The sequence below is a fragment of the Saccharopolyspora spinosa NRRL 18395 genome, from assembly GCF_000194155.1.
GTDB lineage: Bacteria > Actinomycetota > Actinomycetes > Mycobacteriales > Pseudonocardiaceae > Saccharopolyspora > Saccharopolyspora spinosa.
In genome coordinates this window covers 2,088,018-2,107,508 of the sequence record NZ_GL877879.1, presented here as the reverse complement: position 1 = coordinate 2,107,508, position 19,491 = coordinate 2,088,018, and the positions used below count along the sequence as shown (strand labels likewise).

The following is a 19,491-nucleotide window of genomic DNA, read 5'->3' as shown; positions in this document are numbered from 1 at the left end:
GCCACGGCCATCTCGGTGGTCTCGTCGGCCCAGCTGGTCCAGGTCAGCCCATCCGGCCAGGAGTGGCAGGTGGCGGCCCGGTGCACGCACGAGCTGCCGCCCGCAGGGCCAGCCTGCGGTCCGCCCTGCGGATGTCGTCCCCGTACGGCTCGGCGGCCTCGGCGAGGGCGTCCTGGATGGCCGCGAGCGCCTGCAGGCCGCGCTCGACCCCTTCCGTGCGTTGTCCGCTGAGCAGGTCGGGGAAGATCCGGTCGTGGTGGGAGAACGTGCGCGCCATCGCGTGGGTGAACGCGGCGACCACGCCGTCCAGTCCGGACTCCGCTGAACGGAGTGCCTCCGCGACACCGGTTTCCAGCTGGCCGAGCAGCTGGTCCTTGACCGCGTGGAGCAGTTGCTCCTTGCCGGTGAACCGCCGGTAGATCGCGCCAACGGACACGCCGGCCTGCTTGGCGACCGCTGCGACCGTGAACTCCTCGATGCCGCCGGTGGCCAGCACGTGCTCGGTTGCGGCCAGCACCTTCTGCAGGGACATCCGGCTGCGGGCTTGCTGCGGAGGGCGGAAGGCGGGGTCGGCGTGCTGCTGGCTCACCGGTCTGACGTTACTGCCCACCGAGGGGTGGGTGGCCGACACCCCAGGTGCGAACGATAATTTACGTTCACATATCGCGGGTGGCACCGTCTCCCGGCGGCGGCGCCCAAAAGAGGGGATACCCATGCGAATCGACCGCGACGTGACCGTCCCGACCAGAGACAGCACACCGATCGCCATCGACGTGTTCCGGCCCGACGACGAGCAACCGGTGCCCGTGATCGCTTCGATGAGCCCCTACGGCAAAGACGTCCACTGGCCGGAGCGCTACCCGATGTACGAGCTCGTCGACCAGGGCGACCACATGGTGTGGGAGACCCCGAACCCGCAGTGGTGGACCGAACGCGGGTACGCCGTCGTCCGCGCCGACGCGCGCGGCACCGGCAAGTCCGCCGGTCGCCTCGACGTCTTCAGCCGCAAGGACGCCGAAGACTTCTACGACGTCATCGAATGGTGCGGGGTGCAGCCGTGGTCAACCGGCAAGGTCGCCAGCAGCGGTATCTCCTGGTACGCGATGATGGGCTGGCGCGTCGCCGCGCTCCAGCCGCCGCACCTGGCCGCGGTCGTCGCCTGGGAAGGCTGCACCGACTTCTACCGTGACTGGGGCCGCCAAGGCGGCATCTACACCAACGCCACCGAGAGTTGGTGGCAGCGGCAGATCATCCCGCAGTTGGGCGGCGGCGACCACGCCAGCATGCCCGACGACCTCAAAGCACACGAGTTGCTCGACGACTGGTACCGCGAGCGAACCGTCGACCTCGCCCAAGTGCGGGTGCCCGTGCTGTCGGCGGGGAACTGGGGCTCGATCCACCTGCACCTGCGCGGCAACATCGAAGGGTGGCTCGACGCCGCCTCCGAGCACAAATGGCTCGTGGTTCACGTCGGCTCCCACATCGACCCCTACTACGCGGACTGGGCCAAGGACCTCCAGTTGCGGTTCCTGCAACGCTTCCTCGGCGGCGACCAGACCGCGATGGACGGCGTCGCGCCCGTCCGGCTCGCGATCCGCCGCGGCCATGACGTCGAATGGCGCGACGAACAGAACTGGCCGCTTCCCCGCACCCAATGGCGCCAGCTTTACCTGGGGCAGAACGAACTCAGCTGGTACCAGCCGGCCGGGGGCCGGACGCCGTACCCGGCCACCTTCGACTTCACCGCCACCGAACGGCTGGAACTCACCGGCCCGCTCGCCCTGCGGCTGTGGGTCTCGTGCGTCGCCGACGACCTGGACGTCTTCGTCCAACTCGAACAGTACGACGTCGACGGCCAGCGCATCCCCGCGATCGGTCCCGGCGGGGCAGCGACACCGGTGCCGATGGGCATCGGCTGGCTGCGCGCCTCCCACCGCAGACTCGACCCCGAACGCACCCTTGCGCACCGCCCGTGGCACAGCCACGACGAGATCCAGCCCCTCGAACCCGGCGTGCCAACCCTGCTCGAAGTGGAGATCTGGCCCACCTCGATCACACTCGAACCCGGGCAACGCCTCCAACTGCGCGTCCAAGCCGACGACGACAACATGGGACTGCTCGCTCACAACGACCCAGACGACCGCAAGAGCGGACACGGTGCCACCATCCACCTCGGCGGCGACCACGCCTCACACCTGTACGTTCCGGTCATCCCCAACTGACACGGCAAACCGGTGGTGTGCCAACGTCGAACGGCCACGACCTCGGACCATGCCGTAGTCGCAGCACGTGGCCAGTAGCGAGACAGAACATCACCGTCCAGCGCACGCTCATGTCGAGAGTGCGGAAATCGAGGTCTCTGCCTCGATGGATCTGTATCGATTGAGTTCTCGGCCTGGAACTTGGCTGGCTGGGGGTGTGGTGAATGCTTCTGGTGGTCGGCCGCGTGTGTCCGGTCCTGAATGACCCCCGGATTTGCATGGTCATTCATCGCGGTGCATACTTTCTCTCATGTCCAAGGTTCTCACCTCCCTGCCCGTCGGCGAGCGCGTCGGCATCGCCTTCTCCGGCGGCCTCGACACTTCGGTCGCGGTCGCGTGGATGCGCGACAAGGGTGCCGTCCCGTGCACCTACACCGCCGACATCGGCCAGTACGACGAGCCCGACATCGCCTCGGTGCCCGGCCGCGCGTTGACCTACGGTGCCGAGATCGCGCGCTTGGTCGACTGCCGCGCGGCGCTGGTCGAAGAGGGCCTGGCCGCGCTGACCTGCGGTGCGTTCCACATCCGCTCCGGCGGGCGACCGTACTTCAACACCACGCCGCTCGGTCGCGCCGTCACTGGAACCCTGCTGGTCCGGGCGATGCTCGAGGACAACGTGCAGATCTGGGGCGACGGATCGACGTTCAAGGGCAACGACATCGAGCGGTTCTACCGGTACGGCCTGCTCGCGAACCCGCACCTGCGCATCTACAAGCCCTGGCTCGACGCGGACTTCGTCTCCGAGCTCGGCGGCCGCAAGGAGATGTCGGAGTGGCTGCTCGCGCACGACCTGCCCTACCGCGACAGCACCGAGAAGGCCTACTCGACCGACGCCAACATCTGGGGTGCCACCCACGAGGCCAAAACCCTGGAGCACCTCGACACCGGCATCGAGACCGTGGACCCGATCATGGGCGTGCGGTTCTGGGATCCCGAGGTCGAGATCGCCACCGAGGACGTGACCATCGGCTTCCAGCAGGGCCGCCCGGTGACGATCAACGGCAAGGAGTTCGCCACCCCGGTCGACCTGGTGATGGAGGCGAACGCGATCGGTGGCCGGCACGGCCTGGGCATGTCGGACCAGATCGAGAACCGAGTGATCGAGGCCAAGAGCCGCGGCATCTACGAGGCTCCCGGCATGGCGCTGCTGCACGCCGCGTACGAGCGGCTGGTCAACGCGATCCACAACGAGGACACCCTGGCGGCCTACCACAACGAGGGCCGGCGGCTCGGTCGGCTGATGTACGAGGGCCGCTGGCTCGACCCGCAGGCGCTGATGCTGCGCGAGTCGCTGCAGCGCTGGGTCGGAATGGCGGTCACCGGCGAGGTCGTGCTGCGGCTGCGGCGCGGTGAGGACTACTCGATCCTGAACACCTCCGGTCCCGCCTTCAGCTATCACCCGGACAAGCTGTCGATGGAGCGCACTGAGGACGCGGCGTTCGGCCCGGTGGACCGGATCGGTCAGCTCACCATGCGCAACCTGGACATCGCCGACTCGCGCGCCAAGCTGGAGCAGTACGCCGGGCTCGGCATGGTTGGCACCAGCCCCGCGTTCATCGGTGCCGCCCAGGCGGCCTCGACCGGGCTGATCGGTGCGATGCCGCAGGGCGGAGCCGAGGCCATCGCCGCGCGCGGCGAGGCTCCGGTCTCCGGCGAAGGCGAGACGCTCGACCGCGCCGCGATGGAGTTCGGCACCGACTGACCGGATCGCGGTCCACATCGGACAAATTCGAAGATGCCGCGCAGCCCTGCTTCGCGGCATCTTCGCCTGTGCAGGTCCGCGGTTCCGGAATCGGCGATGCGGCCGGCGATTCTGCTGGTAGCGTGCGTGAACCGAGCCCGGCGGTGTGGATCGGCGGAAAGCCGTGCGGAGGTGGTCATGAGCAAGGTGCAATACCAGTGCAGCATGTCGTTGGACGGTTTCATCGCGGGACCGGGCGGTGACATGTCCTGGCTGGGCGAGCTGGAGCTGGAGTCCGATCCGGCCACGGCTGCCATCGTGCACCAGGTTGGTGCCCTCCTGATCGGCAACAACACCTTCCGTGGCGACGATCCGAACAAGGGGACCGAGAGCGAGGGCGCCTACGGCGGGCAGTGGACGGGACCGAGCTTCGTGCTCACCCACCGCATCCCGGACACACCGGTCCCCGACGTAACGTTCGTCAGCGACCTCGAAACCGCGGTCGCTGCGGCGAAGGAAGCCGCCGGCGGCAAGGTGGTCAGCGTGCTCGGAGCCAACGTTGCCAAGCAGTTGATCGAGGCGGGGCTGCTCGACGAGATCCTGGTCTGGATCACGCCCGTGCTGCTCGGCGACGGCGTTCGGCTGTTCGACCACCCGGGCGGGACCAACATCAAGCTCGAAGTCCTGGACATGACGGGTCCGAACATGCTGATGCGCGTCGTGAAGTGACGCTGTGGCCTTCCGACGTGACCGCGATGCCCCGTGGTCCGGAACCGCGTTGGCCGTCGTGCTTTGATGTTGGCATGTTTGAACCGGCTGGGCGCGCCGCTGGAAGACCTGTCATGCCAAGCGTTCATAGCCGGGAATCGCGCGGGAGTCGCTCGACTCCCTTCGCAAGCGCCGGACGAGCGGTTCGGCCACTACGGCACGCAACAGTCCGATGTGGACAACCATCGCGCGGGCGATCGGTCGTGAGTCCAGCGATCGCGGCCTGCGCTAGAGGCAGGTTGAACGCTTCACCGCCTTGGCGGGCTCAGGTCGTCGCCGGCAGCCCGCGCGCCGAGTGCTGCGGGCTGCGGGCTGCCAGCGAACTGATTGCTGGTCAGGTGATGTTCTTCTCGATCGCTTCGAGGTAGCGGTCGATCATGTGGTCGCGCACCCCGTCGGAGGCAGGGGCGAACACGTCGGCGGTAAAGCCCTTGAAGCGGTCCGCGAGGCCGTTATTGACGGTCATCTTCTCGTGCAGCTTGCCCTTGCTGTCGATGTAGCGGATCTGGTCGACGTGGTGGAAGACCGGTTCCGGCGGGAGGTGGGGAACGATGTCGTTGTTGTTTACGAACCGGAACACCCGCGAGGTGAGCGCCTGGTTGTAGGGCGTGGCCAGCAACCGGTCGCAGGTCCGCGGCTGGCCGAAGGTGTAGACGCCGTCGGCCAGCAAGTTGGGGTCCTCGAAGTGCATTCGGGCGGAGGCGAGCATGGCCAGCGCGCCGCCGAGGCTGTGCCCGGTGAACCACAGGGTCTGGCCGTTGTCCTTGAAGCGCTTGATGGCGTCGCGGACCCGCGGGTAGATCGAGTCCAGGGCACGGCTGAAGCCCAGGTGCACGAGCCCCTTGCCGGCGGGGCCGGGGGCGGCGAGGGTGTTGGTGTCGGTGAGCCAGTCCTTGATCTTCTTCGGCTCGGTTCCGCGGAATGCGACGATGATCATCTTATCGCTGCGGGCGACGAAGCCCTGGGTGTCCTCGATGGGGAAGGACGCGTCGAGTTCGGCGTAGAAGTAGTCGCAGTCGTCGAAGCCCCACTGCCGCGTGGTCTCGCGGATTTCGGCCTCGTCGGCGTAGGCGAGTTTTGCCGCCTTGGCCAGCCAGTAGGCGTGCGGGAGTTGGTAGTCGGTAACTGCGTGGTCCAATTCGGACAGCGCTGCCATCGTTGACCTCCTGGAGACGAATTCTGTTCACGTAGAAGCGGAAATTCCTCGCGGTGGGAATCCGTTCCCAACTATGAACACGAGAATCGGTGCGTACCCGGCTGGTCACCGAAACGGATGGTGGGAGCGATCCGGTTCAGCGAGCTGGAACGCGATTGGGACGCGATCGGTTGCGGTGCGTGCGGCAGCTCCTCGCCCGATCCGCTCAGCGTTCTGTCCTGCCGCTCGAACGCGCCCCATCCAGCGATAGGATCGCTGGATGGAGCTGAGGCAGGTCGAGCACTTCCTCGCCGTGGCCCGCACCGGCAGCTTCACCGCCGCCGCGCGCGAGACCCACATCGTCCAATCGGCGTTGAGCGCCTCGGTCCGCAAGCTCGAAGCCGAACTGGGCGCGCCGCTGTTCGAGCGGACCACCCGCCGGGTGGCGCTGACCGAAGCTGGCCGCGCCCTGCTCCCGGTCGCGCGCAGGCTCGCGGCCGACGTAGTCGCGGCGCGCGGCGAGGTGTCCGCGGTCGTCGGCCTGTCCCGCGGCAGGGTTTCCATCGGCACGATCCAGACGCTGACGGTCGTCGACCTGCCCCGGGAGATCGGCGTGTTCCAACGGCGCCACCCCGGGATCCAGATCCACGTCCGCGACGGCATGGTCCCCGAACTCGCGGCGGCGATCCGCGACGGCGAACTCGACCTGGCCTACCTGGCCGCCGATGGACCGCTGCCGGGCGAGCTGACCAGCTACGCGCAGTGGAGCCAGCGGCTGGTCCTGGTCACCTATCCGGGACATCGGCTCGAACACCGGCGGCGCGTTCGCCTCGCCGAGATCGACGACGAACCGTTCGTGGACTTCAGCGGGAGCGTGACGCAGTCGATGGTTCGCCAGCGGTTCGCCGAAGCCGGGCTCCGCCACAACCCCGTGTGCGAGGCCACGCACGTCCCGCTGCTGATCGAGCTGGTGGCGATGGGTCTGGGCGTCACGATCGTGCCACAATCGGTCGCCGAGCGGGCGAGGCTGCCATTCGCCAGGATCGAACAGGTGGACTTCAACAGGACGATCTACCTGGCTGGGCGGGTGCCGGAACCGACGAACCCGGCGGCGCGAGCACTGCTGGAGCACCTCGCTAATTGACGTCCCGCCGGTGCGCCGCCCCGGCGCCGATCGGAGCCATGAGCAGCCCGACTCCGGCGATCGCGAAGAGCATCGCCAGGATCTCCTCGCCCACGATCCCGGCGATGAACGCGAGAGCCAGGGTGCGCACGGCGAGAACCCGCAACAGCCGGTCCACGTCGGCTGACGACGTGTCCACGTTCCGCTCATCCTGCGGTTCTCGTTGCCAAAGGGGCTGACATCCATCGAGCACCAACCAAGTGTTCCGCCGAACGGTCATCGAGTCCAACGCTCATTAGCACTGCCATTCAGCACTCAGATCGCTTAATGCCTCGCGGGCCGGAGACGAATGATCACGCTGTGGCAATCGCGAAGCAGCGGCGGCTTTCCGGCGCGGAACACGATCGCGGTTTGCAGGCGGTCGCACATCCTCGCCGATAGCGCGGGATTCACTTTGCCCATAACGGAAAAGGTTCCGAAGGTGATCCACTGGCTTCGGCCCGAGCTGGGTGCGGCGGCCGTCAGGTACTCCCACCTGCGGAGCCGAAGCTCGGGGGCGTTGGGACATGGATTCGAAGAAGCAGCAGAACCCGCTGGAGCCAATCGCGGGCGTGGCCAGATCGTTGTTCAACATCACTGCGGTGCTTTCCGCGATCGGCCTGCTCCTTCCGCCAGGGTCATGGCCGTCGGTGGCCAGATGCGCGACGAACGCCAACGGCTGGGCCGAGCGCGACGAACCGGAAGTCGCTTTCACGACAACCGAATTCGCGTGCTGGCGCGTCAGTCGGTGATGCCCTCGACCGTCACCTGCAAGTGGCGGGGGCCGCGCAGGATCGGGCTCGGCCGGTACGGCGGCGGGTCCGCCTCCAGTTGTGGGCCGTGCAGCCTGCGGGTGAGTTCCGTGAGCGCGAGCTGCGTTTCCAGGCGCGCCAGCGGCGCTCCGAAGCAGGCGTGCACGCCGAAGCCGAAACCGAGGTGCTGGTTGTCCTGGCGCATCGGGTCGAAGCGGTCCGGGTCGGCGAAGCGCCGCGGGTCGCGGTTGCCCGAGGCGAGCAGCAGCCACACCGGAGCGCCCTTGGGGATGACCGCGCCCGCGATCTCGATGTCCGCCAACGTGTTTCGCTGGGGGAGCATCTGCACCGGAGGCTCGTAGCGAAGCAGTTCCTCCACGGTGGCAGCAGCCGTCGACGGATCGTCCCGCAGCCGTTCGAGGGCCGCCGGCTCGCGCAGCAGGGTGAGCACCCCGTTGGTGATCAGGTTGACGGTGGTCTCGTGGCCGGCGATGAGCAGCAGAACAGCGTTGGTGATCAGTTCCACCAGGGACATCCGCCCCTCCGGGCCATCGTCGGTGGCCCAGACGGAGAGCATGTCGTCTCCGGGGTGGCGGCGGTGCTCCTCGATCAGCCCGGCCAGGTACTGCCCGAGTTCGAGGCGGCTCTGCTGCGCCCGGCGCCGCTGCTCGGCCGCGTCCTCGGCCGGGCTGAGGCCCGCCACCACCGCGTCGACGAGGGTCCGGAAGCGCGGCTCGTCCTCCTGGGGTACGCCCAGCAGCTGGCAGATCACCGCGACGGGGAACGGGTATGCGAAGTCGTCGACCACGTCGAACCGGTCCCGGCCCACGAGCCCGTCGATCAGGTCGGTCACGATCCTGGCGAGCTCGCCGTGCATGTCGTGGATGCGCCGCGGGCTGTGCGGCGGGCCGAACGGCCGCATCGCCAGGCGCCGCAGCCGGTCGTGTTCGGGCGGGTCCAGCCGGATGAAGCTCGGCGGCAGCGTGCCCTCGTCGTCCTGCGCGGCGGACATCGGGTAGTTGCCCGGGGCGAGGTTGCGGGCGTCGGAGCTGATCCGCGGGTCCTGGAGCAGGTCGCGGATCTCCCAGTAGGTGGTGACGAGGTGGACGCCGCTCTCGTCCCGCACCACCGGTTGCCGGCGGAGCTCGGCGTAGATCGGGTAGGGGTCGGCGCGGACGGAGAAATCGGTGATCATCTGCGCCGGGCTGGTCGACGGCATGGGACGGGCTCCTCGATGTGTCGGTCAGGCGCGGGCCGGGGTGAAGACGACCCGCCGCTCGCTGGGCGAGTGGCCGGTCAGGGTGACGGTGGGGCCGTGGGTGGGCAGCGCCGGGTCCGGGAACCCGGCGGGCACCGGCCGCAGTCCAGCGGAGCGCCGGTCCACGCCGGTGAATTCGGGCGGGAACGGGGCCGCCTGCTCGATCAGCCGCCGGTAGAAGTCCATCCACTTCGCCTGGTCGAAGCCGACCGCGGCGATCACGCGGCCTTGGTACCCGTAGGCGGCGACGAAGCTGCGTTCCGTGAGCGCGCCCTGGGTCACGATGAGTTCGTCGGCCATCGACGGCGCCCCGACGGACTTGATGTTCACGCCGAACTGGGCCGACCAGAACGACGGCGTCCACAGGTGCGGTCGCCGCTGCGATCCGGCGCTGATCATGTTGTGCGCGGCGATCTCGGCCTGCGCCACGGCGTTGCCCCAGTGCTCCAGCGAGAGGAACTGGTACCCGAACAGCGGGTGCGGGGTCCGGGCCACATCGCCCGCCGCGAACACGTCGTCGGTGACGATGCCGTGGACGTCGAAGGCGCGGCACCCCGTGTCGCAGGCGACCCCCCTCGGGCCCGCCGCCAGGCCGGATCCCTCCAGCCACGCCGTGTTGCGCACCGCGCCCAACGCCACCACGGCCACTTCCACGTCGAGCACGGTGCCGTCGGACAGGTGAGCGCGCTTGAGCCGACCGCCGGGGTCGCCTTCCAGCGCGGTCACCATGACCCCGCAGCGGAGGTCGACCCCGTGTTCGCGCTGCAGTTGCGCGGCCACGTCGCCGACCACCCCGCCGAGCGCCCCCACCAGCGGCGATTCGCCGCGCTCCGCGACGGTGACCTGGAGCCCCCGCTCCCGGCAGGCCGAGGCGATCTCCGAGCCGGTGAAACCGGCGCCGATGATCAGCACCCGGCTCGGCCTCCTGGACAGCAGCCGGTCGAGCCGGTCGGTGTCTTCCCTCGTGCGCAGCACGCACACACCGTCCAGCGCGGCCTCGGTCTCGTGCGGCCACGGCCGGGAGCGCACGCCGGTGGCGATCAGGAGGCGGTCGTACTCGACGTCCTCCCCGTCGGCCAGCCGGACCCGCCTGCGGTCGCGATCGAGTCCGGTCGCGGCGACGCCCAGCCGCCACTGCGCATCGATGGCGCGCCGCCGGGGAAGCGCGGTGTCCTCCGGCAGCGCCCGGCCGATCAGCACCTGCTTGGACAGCGGGGGCCGGTCGTACGGCTCGTGCGGCTCGTCCCCGATCAAGGTGAGGGAACCGGTGAAGCCCTCCTCGCGCAGTTGTTCGGCGGCGCGCAGCCCGGCCAGCGAAGCGCCGACGATCACGATGCGGCCTTCTTCGCGGAGCGCCTTCAGGAAGCTTTCAGCGGTCATCGCCGCTCGTCTCCCGGGACGTGTCGAGGCGGTCCACCAGAATCGCCTGGACCGGGCAGGCGGCAGCCGCGCGCAGCACGTCGTCGCGGTGCATGTCGTCGACGCGCGGTTGGTACAGCAACGCTTCTTCGCCGTGCAGCGCGAAAACCTCTGGTGCCATGAACACGCACTGGGTTCAGATCGACGACGATCCTCATCCTGACCTCGCCTCCTCGACGTCAGCGGGTCGCACCCCCGTCCCATGCTGACCGAGGCCAGCCGGAACCGCATGATCACGAGTGTCACCGCCCATCCGATTGCGGGCGGTGACCCGATCAAGAACTTGACCGGCCCCACTCCTGCATGGCTGACCAGCCGCAACGATGCTTGCGAAGCCGTCATGCTCCTTCGCTAGTTCGACCGCAGTGGTCAGGACGCAGGTTTCGCAGCCGATGCGGGGGCGGGAGGGGTCGCCTCCGACGAGTTGTCGGCACATGGTCAGCACCGGTCCGGTCTTGGGGCGGACGATGTGAACGGTGCCCTGTCCGTCGGTCCAGCGGTCGTCGCCGAGCATGTCAGTCTCGTTTCTTCTTCTCGAATTGGGCGCAGTGGTCGCGGACCCATTTCCTGGCGCGTTCGGTGAGCGCGGTGGGGTCCCAGGTGGTGTCGATCTCGACGGTCCACGGGAGCGCCGACGACGCCTACCTGTGGGGACTGCCAGGTGTCCACAATCGACGGACCAGGCAGGTGGCTGCGCGCGGCGCGGGAAGAAGCTGACGTAAGCCTCACTCGGATGGCCCAACTAACCAGTTTCTCGAAGTCATATCTGGGCATGGTGGAGACGGGACAGTGGCCGTGCTCGCCGGATATCGTGCTCGCATAGGAAAGAGTTTTTGGTCCGATTGGGGACGATATGTGGCGCCGGAGGAACATCACGCACCCACGGGTAATGCAGACCAAGAGAGCTGGCCTCGCGGAGCTTCTCCACTCGGTGGATCAGGGGCATCCGGGTTCGTTGCTCGACACACCCACATCGCTTGCCGCTGATGAACTGCTGGCGGCGCAGGTGTCTCCCAAAGGCGTGGAACACCTGCGGAACTGGATGTCCGAAGGGAAGACCGCGACGCTTCGGGTCAACTCACTTAGCATTCTCGCCCGCAGGAGTGACCGCGGAGATGCACTGAAGATCATTGAAGTGCTGGAATCCGACGAGCGAGTCCGAATGTTGAGCCTGGCATCGACGGTGTCGCGGCTGATGCAGTACGACTGGAAGACCTGCCGGAGTATCGCCCGCGAGCCCGGCTCCGCTCCTGATCCGGTACGTCTCGCCAAGCGCCTGGCCAAGGATGCCGTTGACGTCAAGGATGCTGAGGCGCGGTGGTGCGGTGCCTACCTGCTCCGCGAACTGGTCCCGGTGCTCGCGCGCTAGCGATTTCCGGGGTTGTGCATGTCGGTGACGGACTCGGCGACGCCAGCACAGCCTCGAACGCCAGCTGCCGCCAGGCGGAATCGTGAACCGCTCGGTGATCCTGCGGACCCGCAAGCGAGTGGGTCGGCTGATGCACCCGGACGGCCACTGCACCGGCGAGGTCCTCCCGCTCTCCGGGCCGCTGACCGACCCCCGGGCCGAAAGCCGGGCGCGGGTGCGGAAATCCCGTACCCGCGCCCGGGGCGGTCAGACCTGCTCGGCGCCGCGCCGGCCGTTCTCGATGACGAAACGGGCGCGGTCGCGCACGGGCGAACCGGGCGTCTCGACGTAGTCGATGACGCGGAAGTCGGCCGTCCACTCCGAGTGGGTGATGGTGTTGCGGACGTAGCCGCGATTGCGGTTGATGAACTTGATGTGCGGGTTCTCCTGGAGCTGGACCGCGTCGGTGGGGTTCTGGTCGACGCCGTTGCCGTTCGAGGTGATCGAGGTGCCGACCAACTCGGTGGCCACGGTCACCGAGGCCGGGTCGTCGAAGTCGGCCTTGACGTCGGCGACATAGTTGGCGTGCACGTCGCCGGTGATCACGACCGGGTTGGAAGCCTTGGCCAACTGGTCGCGCACGAGGTTGCGCTCCACGACGTAGTTGTCCCAGGCATCATCGCTGAAGGAATCGGCGTCGCCCGCGGTGAAGTCGCGCTGCGAGAAGAAGACCTGCTGCGCCAGCACGTTCCAGCTGGCGGTCTGGCCGCCCAGGTTCCCGAACAGCCAGTCGCGCTGGTCGGTCCCCAGGATCGTGCGTGCGGGATCCAGGCGCTTGGCCTGGTCCTGGAAGTCGCGGTACTGGCGCGTGTCCAGCAGGTGGAAGTCAACGAGGTCGCCGAAGGTCAGCCGGCGGTGGATGCGGATGTTCGCGCCCGACGGGCGCTGCGTCGCGCGCAGCGGCATGTTCTCGTAGTAGGCCTGGAACGCCTCGGCGCGGCGCTGGCGGAAGACCGCCGGATCCTGGTCGGGCTCGTTGTCCGGCTGGGAGCGGTCGCCGGCCCAGTTGTTCTCCACCTCGTGGTCGTCGAAGACGACCGCCCACGGGAAGGCGGCGTGCGCGGCCTGCAGATCCGGGTCGGTCTTGTACTGGGCGAGCCGCGTGCGGTAATCGGCGAGGCCGAAGATCTCGCGCGCGGGCACGTGCGGGCGGCCGATGCTGCCCTTGGCCGGGCCCTCGTAGATGTAGTCGCCGAGGAAGGCGACCAGGTCGAGGTCTTCCTCGATCATGTGGGAGTAGGCGCTGAAGTGGCCGACGGGGTAGTTCTGGCAGCTGGCGAAGGCGAACGCGAAGCGGTCGAGCCGCGCGCCGAAGCGCGGCGCGGTCTTCGTGCGGCCGACCCGGCTGAGCTCGTCCCCGACCCGGAAGCGGTAGAAGTACTCGGTGCCGGGTTCCAGGTGGTCGAGCTCGACGTGTACCGAGTGCGCCGATTCCGGCCGGGCCAGTTCGGTTCCGGCGGCCACGATGCGGCGGAACCGCTCGTCGGTGGCGACCTGCCAATGCACCGGCACGACCCGGTTGGGCATGCCGCCGAGCCCGTCTTCGGCGAGGGGTTCGGGGCCAACCGGGTCCACAGCACGACGCCGGAGGGCATTGGGTCACCGGAGGCGACGCCGAGCAAGAACGGCTCGCGGATCGGCCCGGCGCCCGCGCCGGGGGCGGCGCTGGCGACGGCACCAAGACCGGTGCTGCCCAGCGCTGCCGCGCCGAGGGCTGCCGTGCCGGCTAACAGGACCTTGCGACGGGACGGGGTCGCTTCGCTGAGGCCAGGATTCTCTGACATGTGCCACCTGTTCGGAAGTGCGCGTCCGCGCGGAGGGCGTCCACACAGGATCGGAAATTCGGACGAACGGTAGTTCCGCCAGATGACCTACAGGCGAACCAGCGCTGACCCCGCGATGTACCTTGAAGGGTGGGGGAATGGGCATCGCGCCATCAGCGGGCAACCCTCAAGATCGTCGGTGGCTTATCCGCTGGCGGGCGCGTCGATGTCCGGCGAGATGCCGTTCTTGGCGCGGTCCACCGACTCCTCGGAGCAGGTCGGCCGGGGTTCTCGGTGGCCAGCGCCCGGTTGAGGGCGACGAACGAGCGCATCCGCCGCTCGTAGGCGGCGAACGCGGCGGCGTGATCGACGACAGATCGGCTCAACTCCGCCAGTTGTCGAGGCCCAGGAAGTTGGTCGTCGGGAAGATCGCCATGTACTGGCCGAGGTGCTTGCTGAACTGCTGCTCCGGCCCGAAAGCCCGGCGGCCCACGGCGGAGTGCGCGCTGTCCGCGCCGATCACGAAGTCGCGCGCAATCCGCCATCAGCGGAGGGGCACCACTCGGGGCTGCCGCAAGCGGCGTAGTCGCCTTAGCCCATCCGCGCAACCGGGACCGCCTCGGGTTCTCAGCGGTCTTCTCGCGAGGACTGCCCGGACGCCGCTGGTCATTCACAAGCCGGGATCCCGGAGTCGAGAACGCCGTTGGGGTTCCGCTACCCGCACCGCAACGCAAGAAGATGCTGGAAAACGCTCATCGTGACCGGCTCCGTCCTTTCCATTGTGGACCGCGTGGTACGGTTCGGACCGACGCTTCCTGCGGTCGAGTCGTAGGCGTGGGGTGAGTTCGTCGAGAACCGGGTTCTCCGTTTGCGCCGGTCCGCAGGGGCGTCGGGATCAGCGAGACCCTTGAAGGGCGGGGAGAGCTCGGGTGGCGGCAGTAGCGTCATTTTTGCCGACACGGTCGCTTGTGCGGGCGTTCTAGTCTGTTCAGCTGGGGTGTCGTCGACCGGGAGGCGTCGACGAATTCCGTTCCGCGGCCGACCGTTGGCGCATTTCCAATGGCGGTTGTCGTCCGGGTGTCCCGCGTGCTCGCTGCGGATATGTTCAGGAGGAGGCTTTTCGATGGATTCCGCCGAGAATTCGCTTGTGCGCCCGTTCCAGGTGGAACTTGGTGGGGTTGTCGATCTGCTCAGCCGGCACATTTACTCCGGCGCGCAAATCTATCTGCGCGAGCTGCTGCAGAACGGGCGCGATGCCGTCGCCGCTCGCGCCAAGCTCCCCGGGCAGCCCGACGGGGGCTCTCTCGAGATCTACCCGGTCGGCACGGCCCCGGATGCGCCGGAGGCGTTCGTCTTCCGCGATGCCGGGCTCGGGTTGAGCGCCGCCGAGGCCGGCGAGCTGCTGGCTACGGTGGGGAAGAGCTCCAAGCGCGACGATGTGCTGAGCCTCCGCGACGAGAACTACCTGGGGCAGTTCGGCATCGGCCTGCTGAGTTGCTTCATGGTCTGCGACCGGATCGTCGTCCGGAGTCGTTCGGTGCACGGGCATCCGCCGGTGGAGTGGGCGGGATCTGCCGACGGGACCTTCTCCATCCGGGAGCTGTCCGAGGACGAGGCGGACGGGTTGCCGATCGGGACCGAGGTGCGGCTCACGCCGCGGCCGGACGACGCGGCCTTGCTGGCGAGCGACCGGGTTGCGGAGCTGGCCCGGCGGTTCGGCCGGTACCTGCCGGTGGAGGTGCGGGTCTGGCGCGCGGACCGCAGTTGGGAGTCGGTCAACGAACCGGCGCTGTTCTTGCCACCGGACCGGCCGTCGGACGAGCGGTCGGCCGTCGAGGCATTGGAAGACCTCGGCGCGCGGCTGATCGGCAACCGTCCACTTGAGACGATCGAGCTGTCCGTGCCTGCTACCGGAACGCACGGCGTGGCGTATGTGCTGCCGTATGCGCCGCCGCCCGGTTACCGCCGCAGCGGTCGGCTCTACCTCGGCCGGATGCTGCTGGGCGAGGACATGTCGGAGCTGCTGCCCGACTGGGCGTATTTCGTGCGCTGCATCATCAACACCGATGGGCTGCGCCCGACGGCGTCCCGCGAGCAGCTGGTCGCCGACGAGGCGCTGGAGTACACCCGCGAGGAGCTGGGGAAGGCCCTGCGGCGGTGGATCGTGCGGCAGGCCACCACCCGGCCGGCCCGGTTCCAGCGGTTCGTGGCGGTGCACCAACTGGGGCTGAAGTCGATGGCCGTCCACGACGACGGCCTGGCGGCGGCGGTGCTGCCCTGGCTGACCGTCGAGACCTCGGCCGGCCGGAGGACCGTCCGCGACTACCTCGAGCAGTCCCGGCACGTCCGCTATGTGGAGACGGTCGACGAGTTCCGGCAGATCGCGGCGGTGGTCTCCGCCGACCAGCCGGTGATCAACGGTGGCTACACCTACGAGTCGGACCTGCTGCGGCGCCTGCCGCACCTGATCACCGACGTCACCGTGGAGCAGATCCACGCCAGCTCGATCCTGGACGAGCTCGGCCCGCCGCCGCTGGACGACCGCGACCGGACGAGCGCCCTGGAGCGGCGCGCCGCTGCGGTGCTTGCCGGGCTCGGCTGCGATGCGCTGGTCCGTTCCTTCCGGCCGGACAACGTGACGGCGTTGTACGTGGCCGATTCCGCCGCCATCCGCCGGATCGAGCGCACCGAAGTGCGCGACTCGGCGCCCTCGGTGTGGGCGGACGTGCTCGGCGGGGTGGACGAGATCATGACCGGCAAGGCAGCCCTCGCCCCGCGCAGCACCACCGCGCAGCTCTGCCTGAACTGGCTGAATCCGCTGATCCGGCAGTTGTCCAAGGTGGACGACCAGCTCGTCTTCGACCGCAGCATCCGGCTGGTCTACATCCAGTCCCTGCTGGCCGGCCACCGGCCGCTGTCGAGGAGCGACCGGACCGTGATGACCACAGCGATGAGCGACCTGATCCAGCTCAGCGTCGGCGTCACGGGCTGACGATTGCCAATATTCCCAACGTTTCGAGCACGAGAGGTGGCACCGTTGTCTGACGCCGTGACCGAGATCGAGCGGTTGCTGGAGGAGAGCGAGGTGATTCCGTACGGCCCGGAGGAGTCGGCGATGGTCGCCGATGCCGTCCGGCTCGCGCAGGACGCGGGTGAGGACGATCTGCTCTACGTGGCGCGGATGCGGCAGATCGCCAGCGCGTCGATGACCGGCGACAGCGACACTATGTTCACCGCGTTCTCCTGGTGCCTGGGGCAGCACGACTCCGACCCGGCCAGGTTCCCGAGCGAGATCGACGACATGGACCTGCTCTGGTACTACAAGTGGACGTCCGAGGCGGTCGCCCTGAACCCGGCCTTCCCGCAGAGCCAGGTCGACCAGGTGCTCGACGACATGGAGCGGCGTTACCGCAGGGCCGGTCTCGGGCTGTCCGGCGTCTGGCAGGCGAAGATGTCCAATGCCGCCGCCGCGGGGCGGTTCGACGACGCGGCACGGTTCCGGGCGGCTCGCGAGGAGCTCCCGCGGGACGACTACAGCCACTGCGACGCGTGCGTCCGCAGCGACGACGCCGACTTCTTCCGTCGCTCCGGCGATGAGGCGACCGCGTTGAAGTTGTTCGACGAGATCATCGGGAAGAACGTGTCGTGCGGTTCGGAGCCGGCTCGGGCGCAGGGCGCGGCGTTGCTGCCGCTGCTGCGCGCCGGCCGGTTCGACGAGGCCAGGTGGCACCACTTCCGAAGCTACCGCGCGGCGGCGGCCGACCCTGACGGGTTCGGAATCCTGGCCAGCCACCTGGTCTTCCTCGCGGTGACGGGAAACGCGGAACGCGGTCTTTCGCTGCTGGAGCGGCACATCGGCGACCTGCCGAAGGATCCGCTGGACGTGGCCCGGCGCTTCTACGCGCTGGTGTCCTACGGCGTGCTGCTGGACGCGGTGGCCCGGACCGGGCACGGCGAGATCGAGGTCCGGGGCAGCGATATCCCGGATGTGGCGGCGATTTTCGGTACCGAGACCCGGCGGCGCACCGTCGCCGAACTGGCCGCGGGCTCGTGGCGGTTAGCCGCAGAAATCGCCGAGTGCTTCGACGCGCGCAACGGGAACCAGTACTTCGCGTCGGAGATCGAGCGCGCCCGCGCCTTCGCGGACGAGCACCACGACCTGCCGATCGAGCACCAGACGTTCGTGCCGACGGAGATGACCGAGCCGCCTCAGCCGCAGACCGCGGCAGAAGGCCTGGAACTGGCGCGGGAAGCGATCATCGTCAAGAACGATCCGGATGCCGCGCTGGCGCTGCTGGGGGAATTCGACGACCTGCCCGAGCCCGAGCTGCAGCCCCGGCTCTACCGCACCGTCCTGACGATCTGCCGCGCCCGGGACGACCGGGACGGGGCGTTGGAAGCCGTCAAGGCCCGCACCGAGGCCCTGCGGGCGCAAGGCCTGGTGCAGCTAGCGGACGTCGAGGACGAGCTCGGGTTAGCGCTGTACCCGCCGTTCAACACCGATGAGGAAGCGAGGCTCCGCGCAGTGCTGGACCGCGCCGACCTGGAAGCGGCGACGTGGGTCGAGGTCCTGGTCTCGTTGGCCGGGTTGCTGGGCTCCACCGAGCATCCGGACGAAGCGCTGGAGCTGGCGCGGGAAGCGGTCGGGCTCGCCGAATCCGCGGAGCTGGACCAGCTGTCGGGGGCGCGCTACCTGCTGGCCCAACTGCTGCTGCAGGCCGGTCAGCCGGAGACCGCGGCCGAGGCCCTGGACGCCGTGTTGGCGGTCGAGGCGGAACGGGTCTGGCGGATCCGGGTGCTCGACATGCGGGCGCGGCTCGCCGGCGGCCTCGGCCAGTTCGACGCCGGTGCCCGATTGGCCGATGAGCTGCTGGACCTGCTGACCACGGCCGGATACCGCGACGGTGCTTCTGCCGCGGCCATGCTGGCCGCCCACCTGCTGGCCGACGGCGGGCAACCGGACGAGGCGGTGAACCGCGCGCAGGTCGCGGTGCGGCACGCGGAGCTCGGCGACACCGAAGGCCTCAACGGGCACCGGTTCTGGCTCGGCCGCTTCCAGCTGCAGTCCGGACAGCCGGATCTGGCGGTGGAATCACTGGGCGATGCGGTCGCGGGTTACGACCGCGGCGAAGCCGAGGAGGCCGCCGGCCTGGAGGCGCGGTACTGGCTGGGCATCGCTGCCGGCCGGGCCCAGGACTTCCGCACCTCGTACCAGGCGCTCGTCCAGGTGGCGACCGGGGCCGAAGAGTCGGCGGAGGAGTCGCTGGTCGAGCTGGCGGTCCGGTCCTACCTGGAGCTGGGCAACCTGCTGCTCGCCGTCGAGGAAGCCGACGCGGTGGGCAACTACGAGACCGCGCTCCAGCTGGCCCGGAAGCACGAACGGCGCGAGCTGATCGCCGAGGCCCTGCACCACCTCGGCCAGGCCAAGATGAAGTTCGGTGACGAGACGGGGCTGGCCGATCTCGATGCCGCGATCGCGGTCGGCCGGGAGGCGGAGCTGGACTGGTTCATCGCCGACGTGACCGATACGAAGGCGCGAGTGTTGGCCGCGCTGGAGCGGGTGGAGGAGGCGGTCTCGCACGCGCTGACCGCAGCCGACGGCTACGCGGCGGTTGGTGACGAGGGTTCGGCGGCGCTGGCCGAGCTACTGGCGGGCCGGGTCCTCGCCGAAGCCGGTCGGTCCGCCGAGGCCGTGGGTTTGTACCGGGCGTCGCTGCGGTGGCTGCCGGTGGGAACCCCGGCGCACACCGGCGTGTCCCTCGAATTCGGGGAACTGCTGGAAAAGCTCGGCCAGACGACGGAGGCCGCGAAGGTTCGTGCCGACGTCGCCGAGTGATAGGCGCGTAGCGCGGGGCCCGGCTTCCGGCTCGGAGGGGGCGCCCCT

Annotated in this window: 17 protein-coding genes; 9 read left to right on the top strand and 8 right to left on the bottom strand. The window is 68.8% G+C overall.

The window, feature by feature from the left end:
• Nucleotides 1–43: 43 nt before the first annotated feature.
• Nucleotides 44–589: a TetR/AcrR family transcriptional regulator gene (locus SSPN_RS46365; RefSeq protein ID WP_010311933.1), complete on the bottom strand. Its 546-nt coding sequence runs from the start codon at nt 587–589 to the stop codon at nt 44–46.
• A gap of 124 nt (nt 590–713) precedes the next feature.
• On the opposite strand from SSPN_RS46365, the gene SSPN_RS0129005 reads away from it, so the two are divergent.
• From SSPN_RS0129005 to SSPN_RS0128995, 3 genes are all read left to right on the top strand, one after another.
• Nucleotides 714–2,222, top strand: a complete 1,509-nt coding sequence (locus SSPN_RS0129005; protein WP_010311932.1) for a CocE/NonD family hydrolase — start codon at nt 714–716, stop codon at nt 2,220–2,222.
• A 289-nt stretch (nt 2,223–2,511) separates the two neighbouring features.
• Entirely contained in the window at nt 2,512–3,963 is a 1,452-nt protein-coding gene (argG, locus tag SSPN_RS0129000) for an argininosuccinate synthase (protein ID WP_010311930.1), read from the top strand.
• A gap of 177 nt (nt 3,964–4,140) precedes the next feature.
• Nucleotides 4,141–4,671 (top strand): dihydrofolate reductase family protein, encoded by a 531-nt coding sequence (locus SSPN_RS0128995; RefSeq protein WP_029535812.1) that lies wholly within the window; start codon nt 4,141–4,143, stop codon nt 4,669–4,671.
• A gap of 373 nt (nt 4,672–5,044) precedes the next feature.
• On the opposite strand, the gene SSPN_RS0128990 is transcribed toward SSPN_RS0128995, so the two are convergent.
• Complete coding sequence (locus SSPN_RS0128990) at nt 5,045–5,866, bottom strand: lipase family protein (RefSeq protein ID WP_010311927.1); 822 nt, start codon at nt 5,864–5,866, stop codon at nt 5,045–5,047.
• 259 nt (nt 5,867–6,125) lie between these two features.
• Between SSPN_RS0128990 and SSPN_RS0128985 the strand changes: the two genes are divergently transcribed.
• Entirely contained in the window at nt 6,126–6,989 is an 864-nt protein-coding gene (locus tag SSPN_RS0128985) for a LysR family transcriptional regulator (protein ID WP_010311926.1), read from the top strand.
• On the opposite strand, the gene SSPN_RS0128980 is transcribed toward SSPN_RS0128985, so the two are convergent.
• On the bottom strand, nt 6,982–7,167 hold the full coding sequence (locus tag SSPN_RS0128980) for a hypothetical protein (protein ID WP_010311925.1): 186 nt from the start codon (nt 7,165–7,167) through the stop codon (nt 6,982–6,984). The two genes, SSPN_RS0128985 and SSPN_RS0128980, sit on opposite strands and share 8 nt — an antisense overlap.
• A gap of 367 nt (nt 7,168–7,534) precedes the next feature.
• Here SSPN_RS0128980 and SSPN_RS0128975 point away from each other — a divergent pair, with 367 nt between their 5' ends.
• Nucleotides 7,535–7,759 carry a hypothetical protein gene (locus SSPN_RS0128975; RefSeq protein ID WP_010311924.1) on the top strand — a complete coding sequence of 75 codons (225 nt, stop codon included), beginning with the start codon at nt 7,535–7,537 and terminating at the stop codon, nt 7,757–7,759.
• Here the strand turns inward: SSPN_RS0128975 and SSPN_RS0128970 are convergent.
• The 3 genes from SSPN_RS0128970 to SSPN_RS52255 are packed head-to-tail and all read right to left on the bottom strand — an operon-like array spanning nt 7,749 to nt 10,557.
• Nucleotides 7,749–8,978 carry a cytochrome P450 gene (locus tag SSPN_RS0128970; protein ID WP_010311923.1) on the bottom strand — a complete coding sequence of 410 codons (1,230 nt, stop codon included), beginning with the start codon at nt 8,976–8,978 and terminating at the stop codon, nt 7,749–7,751. The two genes, SSPN_RS0128975 and SSPN_RS0128970, sit on opposite strands and share 11 nt — an antisense overlap.
• Nucleotides 8,979–9,002: 24 nt before the next feature.
• Nucleotides 9,003–10,397 (bottom strand): NAD(P)/FAD-dependent oxidoreductase, encoded by a 1,395-nt coding sequence (locus SSPN_RS0128965; RefSeq protein ID WP_010311921.1) that lies wholly within the window; start codon nt 10,395–10,397, stop codon nt 9,003–9,005.
• Complete coding sequence (locus tag SSPN_RS52255; RefSeq protein WP_083822211.1) at nt 10,387–10,557, bottom strand: ferredoxin; 171 nt, start codon at nt 10,555–10,557, stop codon at nt 10,387–10,389. Before SSPN_RS52255 ends, SSPN_RS0128965 begins: the two co-directional genes overlap by 11 nt.
• Nucleotides 10,558–11,097: 540 nt before the next feature.
• On the opposite strand from SSPN_RS52255, the gene SSPN_RS63025 reads away from it, so the two are divergent.
• Nucleotides 11,098–11,259 carry a helix-turn-helix domain-containing protein gene (locus SSPN_RS63025; protein ID WP_083822160.1) on the top strand — a complete coding sequence of 54 codons (162 nt, stop codon included), beginning with the start codon at nt 11,098–11,100 and terminating at the stop codon, nt 11,257–11,259.
• A 339-nt stretch (nt 11,260–11,598) separates the two neighbouring features.
• On the top strand, nt 11,599–11,805 hold the full coding sequence (locus SSPN_RS60520; protein WP_237710773.1) for a hypothetical protein: 207 nt from the start codon (nt 11,599–11,601) through the stop codon (nt 11,803–11,805).
• Between the two features lie 246 nt (nt 11,806–12,051).
• Here the strand turns inward: SSPN_RS60520 and SSPN_RS61850 are convergent, their stop codons facing one another.
• On the bottom strand, nt 12,052–13,419 hold the full coding sequence (locus tag SSPN_RS61850; RefSeq protein ID WP_010311909.1) for an alkaline phosphatase D family protein: 1,368 nt from the start codon (nt 13,417–13,419) through the stop codon (nt 12,052–12,054).
• Nucleotides 13,420–13,989: 570 nt separating this feature from the next.
• The gene (locus tag SSPN_RS60505; protein WP_010311905.1) at nt 13,990–14,130 is read right to left on the bottom strand and encodes an FAD-dependent oxidoreductase; all 141 of its coding nucleotides are present in this window, start codon (nt 14,128–14,130) and stop codon (nt 13,990–13,992) included.
• Nucleotides 14,131–14,730: 600 nt separating this feature from the next.
• Here SSPN_RS60505 and SSPN_RS0128935 point away from each other — a divergent pair.
• A complete protein-coding gene (locus SSPN_RS0128935) occupies nt 14,731–16,599 on the top strand; it encodes an HSP90 family protein (protein ID WP_010311903.1) in 1,869 nt (622 codons plus the stop codon).
• 45 nt (nt 16,600–16,644) lie between these two features.
• Entirely contained in the window at nt 16,645–19,443 is a 2,799-nt protein-coding gene (locus SSPN_RS0128930) for a tetratricopeptide repeat protein (protein WP_143539661.1), read from the top strand.
• Nucleotides 19,444–19,491: the final 48 nt, after the last annotated feature.

Bases quoted from the DNA above. Each gene is read 5' to 3' on its own strand.
- SSPN_RS0129005 (WP_010311932.1), top strand. From the start codon at position 714: ATGCGAATCGACCGCGACGTGACCGTCCCGACCAGAGACAGCACACCG.
- argG (WP_010311930.1), top strand. From the start codon at position 2,512: ATGTCCAAGGTTCTCACCTCCCTGCCCGTCGGCGAGCGCGTCGGCATC.
- SSPN_RS0128995 (WP_029535812.1), top strand. From the start codon at position 4,141: ATGAGCAAGGTGCAATACCAGTGCAGCATGTCGTTGGACGGTTTCATC.
- SSPN_RS0128990 (WP_010311927.1), bottom strand. From the start codon at position 5,866: ATGGCAGCGCTGTCCGAATTGGACCACGCAGTTACCGACTACCAACTC.
- SSPN_RS0128985 (WP_010311926.1), top strand. From the start codon at position 6,126: ATGGAGCTGAGGCAGGTCGAGCACTTCCTCGCCGTGGCCCGCACCGGC.
- SSPN_RS0128975 (WP_010311924.1), top strand. From the start codon at position 7,535: ATGGATTCGAAGAAGCAGCAGAACCCGCTGGAGCCAATCGCGGGCGTG.
- SSPN_RS0128970 (WP_010311923.1), bottom strand. From the start codon at position 8,978: ATGCCGTCGACCAGCCCGGCGCAGATGATCACCGATTTCTCCGTCCGC.
- SSPN_RS0128965 (WP_010311921.1), bottom strand. From the start codon at position 10,397: ATGACCGCTGAAAGCTTCCTGAAGGCGCTCCGCGAAGAAGGCCGCATC.
- SSPN_RS52255 (WP_083822211.1), bottom strand. From the start codon at position 10,557: ATGGCACCAGAGGTTTTCGCGCTGCACGGCGAAGAAGCGTTGCTGTAC.
- SSPN_RS60520 (WP_237710773.1), top strand. From the start codon at position 11,599: ATGTTGAGCCTGGCATCGACGGTGTCGCGGCTGATGCAGTACGACTGG.
- SSPN_RS0128935 (WP_010311903.1), top strand. From the start codon at position 14,731: ATGGATTCCGCCGAGAATTCGCTTGTGCGCCCGTTCCAGGTGGAACTT.